This is a genomic window from Allochromatium palmeri (assembly GCF_009720725.1).
Lineage (GTDB): Bacteria > Pseudomonadota > Gammaproteobacteria > Chromatiales > Chromatiaceae > Thermochromatium > Thermochromatium palmeri.
Genome location: NZ_WNKT01000011.1, coordinates 80221 through 92316 on the forward strand (window position 1 = coordinate 80221; position 12096 = coordinate 92316).

Consider the following 12096-nt stretch of genomic DNA (forward strand, 5'->3'; position numbering starts at 1 on the left):
GTCAGGACGATTGAGTATGATGGCGCGCCCATCCTTCTCGACCCTGACGAGGATTCGACACGCATGACTCTCGACCCGCAGTTCCATTCTCAGCTCTACTGGGCCGCCGGACTGAGCCTCTATGTGCTGGCCGTGCTCGTCCTGACGCGGCTGCCCTATCAGGCCATGGTCCGGCGCGGCATGGAGCCGATCCGCGCCGTCTACTACAACCGTAAGATCGTGCACATGCTGGCCGGCGGTGTCGGCTCCCTGGCCGTGCCGCTGGTGTTCGTCGATCCCTGGTTTCCACTGGTCAGCGGGTTGCTGCTGACGCTCCTGACCAACCTGGCTCATGCCACCGGGATGCGCTTCTACTGGTTCCAGACCGACGACAACCGCAACGACGTCAAGTTTGCCCTCATGTGGTCGACCTCGATCGCGGCGCTGTGGTGGATCCTCAACGATCCCTGGCTGGCGATCCTGCCCGCGCTCTACATGGCCTTCGGCGACGGCGTGACCGGCATCGTGCGCAATGCCTTCATCCGCAAGCGTTCCAAGAGTCCGATCGGCAGTGTCTTCATGCTGATCGTCAGCGCGCCCATGGGCTGGATCATCGGGGCCATGGCGCAACCGGCGATCCCGGTGTGGGGACTGATCTCGGCGGTGGTCGCGACCGTGGTCGAACGCTATGAGTTCGGCCCCATCGACGACAACATCCTCATCACCGTCTCGGCTTCGGCGGTGCTGCTGTTCGGGGTCTACTGGGGACCGCTGTTCTGAGGTCCAGGACGGGCGGGCGCCCTACTCGGCCAGCTTGGGATTGCGCAGCGCCTCGACGGCGAGGATCTGATACTGCGCCTGCTCGATGAGCGCCATGAGCTGCTCGGTGTGCAGATCGAGACGCGCCAGGATCTCGGGTTCGATCGGCGGGGCGTCGTGCAGATCCCTGGAGTCGAACTCGGCCAGATGGGCGATGCTGTTGGCTACATGCACCAGGGACACGGCGAGCGCGTGCTCCTCGGGCGCGGCGAGCGGATCGTGATGATAGCGGATGCAGGCCACCAGACTCTCGGGCAGCCCCCAATGTTCAGCCAGGGCGCCGCCGAGCTGCGCATGGTCGAAGCCGAGCACCGCGCGTTCGGCCTCAGGTGGCGAGAGCGTGTCGAGCTCGCCCAATGAATTCAGAAACGCCTGATGCTCGGCCTGAGGTTCCTGCGTGAAGAGCAGGAGCTGCCCCAGATCATGCAGCAACCCGCCGAGAAAGACCGAACCGGCCAGACGGGGTTCGAGCTGCTCAGCGAGCAAACGCGCAATGACCGCGCAGTACGCCGAGTGGCGCCAGAAGATCTCCAGCGGCAGCATGTCTTGATTGGGCAGATGATCCGCCGCCTGAGTGACGGCGCCGGCGATCACCAGTCGGCGCAGATGTTCGCGCCCGAGCAGCATGATGGCGCGCTCAACCGAATCGACCGTGCGCGCCGGAGCAAAAGCCGGACTGTTGGCCAGCCGTAGCAGGATAGCCACCAGCGCCGGATCCTGCTCCAGATGTCGGGCGATCTCGGACTGGCGACTGTTTGAATCGTCGAGCAGGCGCAACACCTCGCCGACCACGCGCGGGATCGCCAGTAATCGACCGGTTCCCTGAACTAAGCTCTTGATGGTCGGTAAGGACACGCCGCACACTCCCTCACACCAAAGACAGTGACGCGAGCCGTCACATATTGAACATGGATTTCAAGGTATTGAGCATCCGCTCGCTACCAGCCAGCTCGGCGATCGGCTCGCCGGGCGGCGGCGGCGCCAGTCCCAACACCTCGAACGCCGGTACCGTGCCGGCCTCCGGAACCTCGCGACCCTCGCTCTGCAGGGCCGCCCAACGCGCTACGGTGGCGATACTGGTATAGTCCGGTGCCGCCGCGCGATATCCCCAGTCGCCATAATGCTCGGCGACCTCAACGAGATCGTCGCCCAGCCCCCAGTAGTTGATCACCAACACGCCGGTGATGCTCGTGAGCTTGGCCACGAGCGACTGGACCATCGGCAGCGTCTTGCCCGGAGCGCGTGTCTCGATGAACTGGATGATGGGTACGGCGCCGATTCCGGCCACGAGTCCGGCGAGCAGCGCGCGTTCGCGGTCGAGATGCTGAGTGACATCGGCGATGACACAGCCATACGCCGAGCAGAGTACGCTCTCGGTCCAGGATTCCTGCATCGCGATCCGGGTGACTTCGTGCTTGGCCAGAAACGCCTGGCGCAGGGCCAGATTCACCGCCAGCATCCGTGTGTTGCGAAATCCGAGACGCACCACCGCCTCGCGAATGGTCTTGATCTCCTTGGTGGCCCGGAACAGCGGACTGTTGGTGGTGTGCAACAGAGCGCCGGCGATGGTGCCGTCGCGCTGGATGATCTCGGTCAAGGCTTCGATGCCGGCTTCCGGATCATTGGTCATCTCCTGGATCTTGAGCGCCACCTCGGGTCGCGCCGGCAGCACGAGCTGGTTGTTGTTGATCAGGTGGTAGAGTTCGGCCAGGAACTCACCCTCGGCCGGGTCGAGTTCGATGTCACTGACTTCGAGACCGGTCGAGTGCACCGATTCGAGTGCAGCGCCTGGAATCCTCAGAAACAGACAGGGTGTTTCGGTCACCAGACAGGCATCGGGCGCCAGGGTTTCACCGATGAGATCAATCGGTTCGCTGAGGCCCTGAAAGGCCTGGAGTCGCTCGATGACGCCATTCTCGAGACGCGCGATATGGCCATCGATCAAAAAAAAGCGATCCGGCTTCAGGGCCGTCAACTTGACGCGCTCCTTGATCGAATGCTCCTCGATGCGGCACTGCTCGGCGAGCGTCCGACGCGCTTCTTCGCTGAAATCGCACGTGAGTTCGATCTCAGCGAGCATCGAAAAAACCTCCAGGCTTTCTGGTGTCTGCGGCATAACGAATGGATTCCTTAAAGAAGGATCAGACAACACTGACAACTAGTCTAGCAGGATCACGTCGCGTTCCGATATGTATCGGCGCGTCCGTTGATCGAATGGATGCTCCGACTGAAAACCCGCGTTCCCAGCCAGGCGTAATCGAGGATGGGTCAGGCGAGATCGTGATAGCCAAGCAGTATATCTGCCGCCTCACCCTGTCGGCCATCAGCGCGGACGAAACGCCCGGTTTGGGCAACTTGATCGTAGGCATCGAGTGCCTGATGCGTGTTCTTATAGGCCAGCTCGATGGCCGCGACATCGGCCTGTTCGAGTGTTTGACTCGTCTGCGAACCGTCGGTCTCGAACTGCACCAGGCGCAGACGCGCAAAGACCGCATCCTGATCGTCGATGCGGCCATCGCTATTGTCATCATGACGCGCCAGCTCGGCGAATCCGTGCGCGGCTCCGTTCTGATCGCCAAAGAGTTCGCGCCCGTCGTCGATGCGCCCACTGTCGTTCCAGTCGAGCGCCAGGAACCAGGTATCCCCGGTCACCGTACTCATGCGTTCAAGCCGACCGTCGCCATTCAGATCGAAGTCGACACCGGACTCGAGCCCCGTAGTCGTGATACCGCTTCCACCGAGATCGAGTACCAGCGGATCGGCGACCTGAACCGCATTGACGTTCAACTCGAACCGCTGAGCATTCGCCCCGGCCAACATGACAGCGGCATCGCCACCGCGCATCGACATTTCCAGACGCTGAGTCGAGGCTTGAAGCTCGAACGACTGCGCTGAGAGTCCAGCGGGGATCGCTGGCGGATCGAACTGGTCGGCGCTCACGCCAGACAGGGTGTCGGGCTGGTCGGTGTGCGTCGATTCGGACGCGCGTCCCTGTGTCTCCACGCCATCATTATCGAGCGCGAAGGCACGGCGCAGAATCTGATAATCCAGATCCTGCTCCAGCTGCGCCTTGACCTGCTCGGACAGATTCAGTGTTTCGGAGCCGGCGGAACTCGATGGAATCGCACTCGGGGCGGCTGGTACGGGCGTGCGGACGCGGGTGTCGCGAGCCGTGTCGGGCCGAGGCTGCTCTCTGGTCGCGGAGAGCATGAGTGTGGTACTGGAGGTGGCTGTCAGTAACATCGCATCGACCTCACTGAAGTTCGCGTCATCCTGACGATTGATCCGGCTCGTTCAGGCATGGGGCAGCTCGTCGAATTGAACCGCGACCCCGACGTCCGTATGGCGCACCACGGTCGCATGCACGAGGGGTGCTACCTCGTCTCCGCCCAGTGGACCCGAGACCCGTATCTGAACTTTGGTGCCGATCGGCGGCCAGTTGCTGTGACCATTCATCATCAACAGCACCCCACCGTTGCTCAGATCCTCCGTCCACACCAGGCACATGGACTGTCCGGAGCGGTAGAGCTCAACCTCAACCTCGACGGGTAGGCGCAGATGCTCGCGTCTATCGTTGTCTGGATTCATCGTCGGTTAATCCTTACCGTTTCGTGCCCGCCAGAACACGGATGCATTGATCTGAGCAACCAGCCGTCTGGAATCATCCATCGAGTGCGGGATGGGCCAGATTTTCCAGTGTCCAGAATTGAATACCGCGCAGAAAGCCTGGCTCGATGTCGCTGACCAGTGTCGCGGGCCGCCCGCTGGAATCGCGTTCCTGAATCCAATCGTCGGGCAGTGAATCAAGCAGATGGCGCACGGAGATACGACCATCGGCCAGTTGACAGAGCCGGATCTCACCGGTGGCAAGATGGCGGAAAGCCGGCAGAAAACCACTCACCAATCCGCTGGAATCCAAACGGCGTGGCTCAGGCTGAAACCTGCTGGGCAGCGTTGATGCAAGGCGCGGTTCGAGTTCGAATGGCATGGCAACCATCTCCTCCAGGATACACCCTCATTAACGGCATCCGGACGTACAACTTGAGCCGCGCCCGTGTCGGTACCCAAGGGAACCTTGCCCAGTACACGACCCTCAAATATTGAAAATGCGGCGCCTATCGCAACATGATTGAGCAGTCTGTCCTATCATGTGACTGAGTCGATGTTGCGAGAGGATTCGCAAATCCTCCGTCATCTCCCCGGATCCCACGTGGATCATCACCGGTCATCGAGGCATCGCGTCCTGGATTACCCAAGATAAAGCACGAGGTCAAGCGATGGACGTTTCATCCACAACGGCCCTACCCAGCTACAGCAACACACTCGCCAGCACCAAGACTGACACCAGTGCCGGTATCGCTATGCTGAACGAAGCCAACAAAATGCAAGCCGATGCGGCTGAGCAAATGATTCAGAGCGTCACCGAGGCGACTCCACCCGCGCCAGTGCCTCCCGAGGGCACCGGCCGCTATGTCAATGAGATGGCCTAGCGCCTGCGGCTATCCGCTGTTCCTTGACATCGCACTTGGGTTAGGCCAGTTGGCTCAATCCTGCTCCGACCGAAGCGGCGAACACGCTGGAGTTCTGTCGCGCTAGCCGCGCTTGTCCGCCTGTCATTCCAGAACTCGGCCCCATCGCTGAATCCGTGACGCTGTTGCGTGAGGTTTCGGCCGCCGACGTCGAGTCGCGATCCCCAGCACTTGCTGACATCACCGCTTCGTATTCCTGGATTTGACGTTCCCGGATCTCCTGCTGCGCCCGCACCTCCATGGAACGGGCCGAGGCCGCGACACGTACGTCCTGGGACGAGGGTTCGGCGGGCGCCATGGCGGCCCGAATAATGGCACGGGCCTTTTCCAGATTACCCTCGGGATCGCCCGAACTCATCGAAGTATTGATTCCGACCTCGCCGCCAATGGCATAGCGCTTGCCATCAGGCCCGGTCTGATACGAATAGCTGGGGCCGCTGGTGACATTACCACCGCCGGCGGCGACATGCGCCTGTTCGTGGGCACGCACCTCGGTATCACGCTGCTTGAGTTGCTCGATCATACGCTGATCGTCGCTCGCGAGCGTCTCGCCATCCGGTCCCGTCTCGGCCGTCGGGTCTTGATCCTCGGTTGACCGCTCGGCCTCGGTCTCGGCCGTTTCCTCAATGGCGCGGGGATCCTCGAGCGCGGGATCGCGCACTTGCGCCACTGGATTTTCCGGAGCGCCAAACGCCGCCGACGCTGGCGTGTCGGAACGGCGCGTCAGTGGCGATGCTGAAAAATAACCAACCGAATGGATCTCCAAGAGACTCGACCTCGATCCATGAACTTACCCTAGTAGTTTAGTCGATACCCTCGATCAGCGAGCGGGTGAAAGCCGATTTTGTGATCCACCCATCGATTCTTCAAGGCAAGCTCTCGCGAATTGAGCCAATGGTGCGAATCCAGGGGCCGTTGTCACGCACCGGACCCGGCAGACCGGGCAGCTCACGCGCGGCTTGAGTTCGACTCGGAAAGCTGCCGAGCACAGCGATTACATAGGAGCGTGTCTGAAGATAATGAAGACCCTCCAGATCATGCGGATCGAGTACGCTGCGCGCTGTTTGCAAATCACGCGCGGCCACGAGCTGAATGGTGAACCGCTCCCGATCCTGACGCATCAGCCACTCGTAATCCTCGCTCCACACATCCTTGGGCGCCTCAGCCTCAGCCTCAGCCTCTGGTTGCGGCACGGCATTGGCGGATGGCCGCTCTTCATCCGGTGTGTTCGGGGGCTCATCCACATCTGGTGATGGTGGAACCTCGGCCACCGCCACGGATTCAGAGGGCGTCGACGCTGGATCGACGTCTGGAGCCACAGGTGGCGACTCAGATTCAGCCGTCCGCGATACGGGTGGCGATGTCGTGCGTTCGAGTGAGGCCGAAGGCTTGGCGTCGATCATGAGTTGCCAGACCACGGGCGCCGCGATGGCGAGCAGGACGACGACCAGAACGACCGGGATGAACCAGGGACGATTCCAGTAAGGCAGAGTGGGTTTGGGGGCTGTGGCCTTGATCTCCTCGCGCGAGGCGGCCTTGGGCTCGGGAGTGGTGGCCTCCCAGGGTTGATGCTGGCGCACACGCTGCAGGATTTGCTCGAACTCGCTCTGCGCCAGCGCCGTGGGCACCTCCTCGCCGACCAGAAAGTCCGAGAGCTGCGGTTCCTTGGGCGGAAGCCCGGAGGGTTCATAGGTATCCGGTTCGAGATCCAGGAACTCCTCGGAGGGCGCAAAGGACTCCTCTTCAAGGTCGGGTAGGGATTCGACCTGAGACGCAGTGGCGTGCACCGGCTCGGGACTCACGACCGGCGGCAGGCTGGAGCCGGCCGCCCGCCCGCCCAGTGACGACTTGAGTCCCCCATCCAGACTTTTACAGCGGCGTGCCAGCCAGGCATTCGCCTGCGCATTGAGCGCCGTCGGCAGCCCCTTGGCGCTGCCCTGCAGCACGGCAATGTCGCCCCGGCTCAGCAGGCTATCGGGATCTTCCAGGCCCGCGACCCGCAGGCGATGCCGCAGATAGGCGCCCGCCTGTTCGAGATTGAAGGGCCGCAGATTCAGGCGCACGACCTGCGAATCGTCGAGCAGATCAGGCAATGGCAGTCGCCCGCGACTCAGGGATGGATCACCCACCAGGATGAGCCGCAACCCCTGCCCGCCGGCTTCCAGGACGGTCGCGCGCAATCGCACCAGCTTGACCAGCCCCTCGCCGCCGAGCAGATGCGCATCATCGATCGCCAGTATGAGCTGCGCGCGTGAGCGCGTGCGCTCGGCCAGCAAATCGGCTACAGAGCGGTTAGGATTGTCGAAGCCGCCGGCACGCAGGTGAGCGCGAATGGTGACATCGACCGCATCGAAGGGGATGTTCGGCCGACCGCGAAAGGCAATCAGCTCATACTGTCCATCGAGCGCGCCGAGCAGGCGCATCAGCTGGATACTGCGCCCGGAGCCATCGGGACCGGCCAGGACGACCACAGCGCCCGGCGCCGCGAGCGCACGCGCCGCCGTCTCGCTCAGGCTTTCCAACAGCGGATCGCTGTAGAGAAAGTCCTCGCTGGTGGCGGTATCAAAGGGTGCCTGCCGCAGTTTGAGCCGGGCAAGGCAATCAGGATCCAGTGACATGAGGCTGATCGTCGATAGGGTCGCTTGGCTTCTGAGTTGTTTGCGTGGATGCTTATACCAGGACAACGGAATATTTTCAGTATGCGCCATCTCAGACTCAACATGCAGGACATCGCCCGCTCGGGGCATGTCACCCGCTGGCATTCAGTGCGCTGTGCGCGCAATCAGACGCTGGCTGAGCATCATTATCTGGTGACCATGATCGCGCGCGAGCTGATGCAACGTCTGCTTGGCGACGACATTGCCGCCGAAACACGGCTGTTGGTGCTCGAATACGCCTTGACGCATGACACGCCGGAACTGCTGACCGGCGATCTGCCCTCGCCACTCAAGCGTCGCATCGCCGAGATTGCGGGCGATCAGAATCCGCTCTCCCGCATCGAGCACGAGATCGCTCCCGAGATCGTCGAGCGCCAGCGTGCACTTGCCGGTTCGGCGCTGGCCTATGTCGTCAAGTTGGCCGATCTCATCGACGGCTGCCTCTTCATCCGTGAGGAAGGCATCGGCCGACATGCCGCGCTCGTCGCTGAGAAATCCGAGATCCTGCTACACGAGAAGATCGCGGAAGCACGCGAACACTTTCCTGAATTAGACTGGAGCCAGGTTCAGGCGCTCTACACGCACATGCGTGGCGAGGCAGGCACGGATAATCGTGTCTTGTTCGAGCAGGCACGGCGTCCAGCGTCCAACCCCTGATTTAAGAACAACGATAAGCGAGAACGGTGATGCGACGAATCAATGATCTACCGATCTGGGTACGCCTCGTGGGCGCGATGTGGCTCATTCTGCTGCCGGCCTGGAGCGGACTGATTCTCTGGACCGCGAACGAGCAGCGCCAGACGGCCATTGATCAGGCGGCCGCCTTCACCAGCACCCTGCACGAGATGACCCTGGCCGGCCTCACGACCCTGATGATCACCGGCACCATCAATCAGCGTGCCGCCTTCCTGGATCAGATCATCGAGCTGAAAAATGTCGAGGATCTGCGTGTACTGCGTGGCGAGAATGTCTCCAAGCAGTACGGGCCTGGCACCGAGCATGAACAGCCGCGCGACGACATCGAGCGCCGTGTTCTGGAAACAGGCGAATCCTATCTCGAACTCGCCGAGGATGGCCGGACCCTACGCGCGGTTACCGCAGCCTTCGCCCGCGAGGACTATCTCGGCAAGAACTGCACGACCTGCCACGCACTCGCGCCACGCGACTCGGTGCTCGGCGCTGTCAGCATGCGGATCGATCTCGAGGATGTGAATCACGCGGTCGATGTGTTCGCCATCAAGATCTTCGTGATTGCGGCCATGCTGAGCCTGCCCGTCCTGCTCTTCCTCTATGTCTTCACCAAACGCTTCGTCACGCGCCCACTCAAGCAGATGACCCAGGGGCTCGACGGCATCGCCAAGGGCGATGGCGACCTCAGTCGACGTCTTCCCATCCAGGGCCGCGACGAGATCGGCCAGGCCAGCCTGGCGTTCAACGCCATGATGGACAATTTCCGCGACCTCATCGGGCGCATCCTCGATTCCACCGGACAGCTTGCGCAGGCGGCGCAGAGCCTGGCCGGAGCCACCGAGCAGACCAATGCTGGCATCAGCCAGCAGCGCCACGAGGTCGATCAACTGGCCTCGGCCATGAACGAGATGAGCGCCACAGCCCAGGAGGTTGCACGCAGTGCCCAGCATGGTGCCGACACCACGCATGTCGCTCAGGATGCTGCTACCTCCGGGAAGGACGTGGTCTATGGCACCATGTCGCACATTGAGCAATTGGCCCAAGAGATCCAGAAGGCCTCGGAGGTCATTCGCGCGCTGGGTCAGGACAGTCAGGAGATCGGCAAGATCCTGGACGTGATCCGGGGCGTGGCCGAGCAGACCAATCTGCTGGCGCTCAATGCCGCCATCGAGGCCGCGCGCGCCGGCGAGGCCGGACGCGGTTTTGCGGTGGTCGCCGACGAGGTGCGCTCACTGGCCAATCGGACCCAGACCTCGACCCAGGAAATCCAGGCCATGATCGAGCGTCTCCAGCAGGCCAGCCGCCGTGCCGTGTCGGTCATGGACGACAGCCGTAAGCATGCCGAGGACAGCCGTAGCCGTGCCCTGGAGGCCGAGCAGTCTCTCGACGCCATTACCACTGCCGTTGCCACGCTCAACGACGTCAATACCCAGGTCGCCAGCTCAGCCGAGGAACAGAGTGCCGTGGCCGAGGAGATGAACCGTAACGTTACCAGTATTTCGGATGCCGCCGAGAGCAATGCACAGGTCGCACTCCAGACCACAGAAGCGTCTGAACAGCTCGCGCGGCTGGCTGCTGAGTTGCAGGAGCTGGTGGGTCACTTCAGGGTTTGAGCGAAACCGACGGGATTCAGCCGGATCACCCAGACGCCGGCAAACCATGCAGGTGCCGATAGGCTAGGCGCGTCGGCGCCTGGGTGACGAGGCCCGGGATGCTGGGTAGCCCGACCACGGCATCCACGCCGCCGAGTTTGACTGCTTCCTTGGGCATGCCATAGACGACACAGGTCTGCTCGTCCTGGGCGATGGTCAGGGCGCCGGCCTGGTGCATCTCCAGCAGACCGCGCGCGCCGTCGTCGCCCATGCCGGTCATGATGATGCCGACGGCATTGGGTCCGGCGGCCTGAGCCGTGGAACGAAAGAGCACATCCACCGAGGGACGATGGCGGCTGACCAGCGGCCCGCCCTTGACCTCGACCCGGTACTGCGCGCCGCTGCGACGTAGCAACAGATGATCGGTACCAGGGGCGATCAGGGCCAGTCCGGGGATCACGCGGTCGCCGTTGCGCGCCTCGCGCACCTCGATCTGGCAGAGCTGATCGAGACGCGCGGCGAAGGCCGCCGTGAACTGCCCAGGCATGTGCTGAACGATGACGAGGCCGGGCGCGGTGCGCGGCAGGCGGGTGAGCACATATTCGAGCGCCTGGGTGCCGCCGGTCGAGGTGCCGATGGCCACCACGCGCTCGGTCGTGCCGGCGATGGGCAAGGACGCGCGCTCGGCGAGTACCGCATCAGCCGGGAGCTTCTGGGTGGGTGTCATGGCCGTTTTAGCGCGCGAGCCGGACGAGACGCGCTCCATGCGCGCATGCCCGGCGGCCTTGATGGCATCGCCGAGCAGGGTCTTGGACTCTTCCAGGAACTGGCGCAGACCGACTTTGGGCTTGGCGATGATGTCGACCGCGCCGGCGCTCATCGCCTGCATGGTGATCTCAGCGCCCTTCTCAGTCAGGGTCGAGCAGATGATGACCGGCGTCGGACGCTCGCCCATGAGCTGGCGCAGGAAGGTCAGGCCATCCATGCGCGGCATCTCGATGTCGAGCACGATGACATCCGGCCACTGTTTTTCCATCAGTTTGCGCGCAAACAGCGGATCACGTGCCGCGCCCAGGATCTCGATGCCCGCGATGCCCGAAAGCTGCTCGGTGAGCACCTGTCGGACGACGGCTGAGTCGTCCACGATCAATACCTTCACAGTCATTGAAAAACCGTCCATTCAAGCGCGCCCCAGCCGGGGATGTGGCCCACCGATCCGTCTGCCGGGATGTTTTCAGAAAAAATCGGCTGGCGCACCACGCTGCTTGGCGGCGATGGCGCTCTGCAGATAGCGCTGCTCGTCGCTCAGTACGCGCTCGACACCGGCGCGCGGAATCCGGCGCAGAAACACCGAATAATCCCCGCCGTAGAAATGGATCTGGCGTCCATGCAACCCACCGAGATCCTCCGCGACGAGCGGGATGCCATCGCGGTCGAGGAACTGACGCACGAAGAGCACATTGGACGTGCCGATATTGAAATGATCCATCCGCGTATCCGTCGACTCGCGCAGGACATTGGCGCCACCAAAGGCTTTGGCGCGTAGCTGCTCGCGTCGGGCGCCGCGCTTGAGCAGGTCGTTGACCAGCATCTCCATGGCCCAGAGTCCATAGCGTCCGGCATCGGTGGCGAGGAGCGGCTCGCGGTTGGCTGGATTGCGCATCGGCAGCAGGAAGTGATTCATGCCCATCAGACGCGCGACGGGATCGAAGAGACAGACGGAGACGCATGACCCCAAGAGGGTCGTCAGGATCATGGACTTGTCGGTGACGGCCTGTTCGCCGGGCCGCACCAGACGGCGCTTGATCGATTTTTCCGAGATAGCCATCG

13 protein-coding genes are annotated in these 12096 nt (G+C 62.6%); 4 read left to right on the forward strand and 9 right to left on the reverse strand.

Annotation, left to right across the window (positions count from 1 at the left end):
* Positions 1-63: 63 nt before the first annotated feature.
* Positions 64-759 carry a hypothetical protein gene (locus tag GJ668_RS07500; RefSeq protein WP_155449524.1) on the forward strand — a complete coding sequence of 232 codons (696 nt, stop codon included), beginning with the start codon at positions 64-66 and terminating at the stop codon, positions 757-759.
* Between the two features lie 21 nt (positions 760-780).
* Here the strand turns inward: GJ668_RS07500 and GJ668_RS07505 are convergent, their stop codons facing one another.
* The 5 genes from GJ668_RS07505 to GJ668_RS07525 all read right to left on the reverse strand — a co-directional run bounded on the left by GJ668_RS07505 (position 781) and on the right by GJ668_RS07525 (position 4786).
* The gene (locus GJ668_RS07505; protein WP_186342952.1) at positions 781-1653 is read right to left on the reverse strand and encodes an HDOD domain-containing protein; all 873 of its coding nucleotides are present in this window, start codon (positions 1651-1653) and stop codon (positions 781-783) included.
* 40 nt (positions 1654-1693) lie between these two features.
* Positions 1694-2914 (reverse strand): HDOD domain-containing protein, encoded by a 1221-nt coding sequence (locus GJ668_RS07510; protein ID WP_155449525.1) that lies wholly within the window; start codon positions 2912-2914, stop codon positions 1694-1696.
* 152 nt (positions 2915-3066) lie between these two features.
* Positions 3067-4041 carry a hypothetical protein gene (locus GJ668_RS07515; RefSeq protein WP_155449526.1) on the reverse strand — a complete coding sequence of 325 codons (975 nt, stop codon included), beginning with the start codon at positions 4039-4041 and terminating at the stop codon, positions 3067-3069.
* A gap of 51 nt (positions 4042-4092) precedes the next feature.
* Positions 4093-4386, reverse strand: coding sequence for a PilZ domain-containing protein (locus GJ668_RS07520; RefSeq protein ID WP_155449527.1), 294 nt, complete (start codon positions 4384-4386; stop codon positions 4093-4095).
* 73 nt (positions 4387-4459) lie between these two features.
* On the reverse strand, positions 4460-4786 hold the full coding sequence (locus GJ668_RS07525; protein ID WP_155449528.1) for a hypothetical protein: 327 nt from the start codon (positions 4784-4786) through the stop codon (positions 4460-4462).
* A 289-nt stretch (positions 4787-5075) separates the two neighbouring features.
* Here GJ668_RS07525 and GJ668_RS07530 point away from each other — a divergent pair, with 289 nt between their 5' ends.
* The gene (locus tag GJ668_RS07530) at positions 5076-5288 is read left to right on the forward strand and encodes a putative motility protein (RefSeq protein WP_155449529.1); all 213 of its coding nucleotides are present in this window, start codon (positions 5076-5078) and stop codon (positions 5286-5288) included.
* Between the two features lie 40 nt (positions 5289-5328).
* Here GJ668_RS07530 and GJ668_RS07535 read toward each other — a convergent pair whose 3' ends face one another.
* Together GJ668_RS07535 and GJ668_RS07540 are read right to left on the reverse strand one after the other, a co-directional pair.
* Positions 5329-5997 carry a putative metalloprotease CJM1_0395 family protein gene (locus GJ668_RS07535; protein ID WP_222930760.1) on the reverse strand — a complete coding sequence of 223 codons (669 nt, stop codon included), beginning with the start codon at positions 5995-5997 and terminating at the stop codon, positions 5329-5331.
* Positions 5998-6193: 196 nt separating this feature from the next.
* The gene (locus GJ668_RS07540; protein WP_155449530.1) at positions 6194-7945 is read right to left on the reverse strand and encodes an AAA family ATPase; all 1752 of its coding nucleotides are present in this window, start codon (positions 7943-7945) and stop codon (positions 6194-6196) included.
* 81 nt (positions 7946-8026) lie between these two features.
* Between GJ668_RS07540 and GJ668_RS07545 the strand changes: the two genes are divergently transcribed.
* Both GJ668_RS07545 and GJ668_RS07550 read left to right on the forward strand, forming a co-directional pair.
* Positions 8027-8641 carry a YfbR-like 5'-deoxynucleotidase gene (locus tag GJ668_RS07545; RefSeq protein ID WP_155449531.1) on the forward strand — a complete coding sequence of 205 codons (615 nt, stop codon included), beginning with the start codon at positions 8027-8029 and terminating at the stop codon, positions 8639-8641.
* A gap of 29 nt (positions 8642-8670) precedes the next feature.
* Positions 8671-10287: a methyl-accepting chemotaxis protein gene (locus GJ668_RS07550; RefSeq protein WP_155449532.1), complete on the forward strand. Its 1617-nt coding sequence runs from the start codon at positions 8671-8673 to the stop codon at positions 10285-10287.
* Between the two features lie 25 nt (positions 10288-10312).
* Here the strand turns inward: GJ668_RS07550 and GJ668_RS07555 are convergent, their stop codons facing one another.
* Positions 10313-11431 carry a protein-glutamate methylesterase/protein-glutamine glutaminase gene (locus tag GJ668_RS07555; RefSeq protein WP_155449533.1) on the reverse strand — a complete coding sequence of 373 codons (1119 nt, stop codon included), beginning with the start codon at positions 11429-11431 and terminating at the stop codon, positions 10313-10315.
* Positions 11432-11500: 69 nt separating this feature from the next.
* Entirely contained in the window at positions 11501-12094 is a 594-nt protein-coding gene (locus GJ668_RS07560; protein WP_246194679.1) for a chemotaxis protein CheD, read from the reverse strand.
* Positions 12095-12096: the final 2 nt, after the last annotated feature.

What these genes read in the sequence shown, in the direction of transcription:
- GJ668_RS07525 (WP_155449528.1), bottom strand. Translation starts at nt 4,786, where the DNA reads ATGCCATTCGAACTCGAACCGCGCCTTGCATCAACGCTGCCCAGCAGG.
- GJ668_RS07555 (WP_155449533.1), bottom strand. Translation starts at nt 11,431, where the DNA reads ATGACTGTGAAGGTATTGATCGTGGACGACTCAGCCGTCGTCCGACAG.
- GJ668_RS07515 (WP_155449526.1), bottom strand. Translation starts at nt 4,041, where the DNA reads ATGTTACTGACAGCCACCTCCAGTACCACACTCATGCTCTCCGCGACC.
- GJ668_RS07530 (WP_155449529.1), top strand. Translation starts at nt 5,076, where the DNA reads ATGGACGTTTCATCCACAACGGCCCTACCCAGCTACAGCAACACACTC.
- GJ668_RS07550 (WP_155449532.1), top strand. Translation starts at nt 8,671, where the DNA reads ATGCGACGAATCAATGATCTACCGATCTGGGTACGCCTCGTGGGCGCG.
- GJ668_RS07540 (WP_155449530.1), bottom strand. Translation starts at nt 7,945, where the DNA reads ATGTCACTGGATCCTGATTGCCTTGCCCGGCTCAAACTGCGGCAGGCA.
- GJ668_RS07560 (WP_246194679.1), bottom strand. Translation starts at nt 12,094, where the DNA reads ATGGCTATCTCGGAAAAATCGATCAAGCGCCGTCTGGTGCGGCCCGGC.
- GJ668_RS07500 (WP_155449524.1), top strand. Translation starts at nt 64, where the DNA reads ATGACTCTCGACCCGCAGTTCCATTCTCAGCTCTACTGGGCCGCCGGA.
- GJ668_RS07520 (WP_155449527.1), bottom strand. Translation starts at nt 4,386, where the DNA reads ATGAATCCAGACAACGATAGACGCGAGCATCTGCGCCTACCCGTCGAG.
- GJ668_RS07545 (WP_155449531.1), top strand. Translation starts at nt 8,027, where the DNA reads ATGCGCCATCTCAGACTCAACATGCAGGACATCGCCCGCTCGGGGCAT.
- GJ668_RS07510 (WP_155449525.1), bottom strand. Translation starts at nt 2,914, where the DNA reads ATGCCGCAGACACCAGAAAGCCTGGAGGTTTTTTCGATGCTCGCTGAG.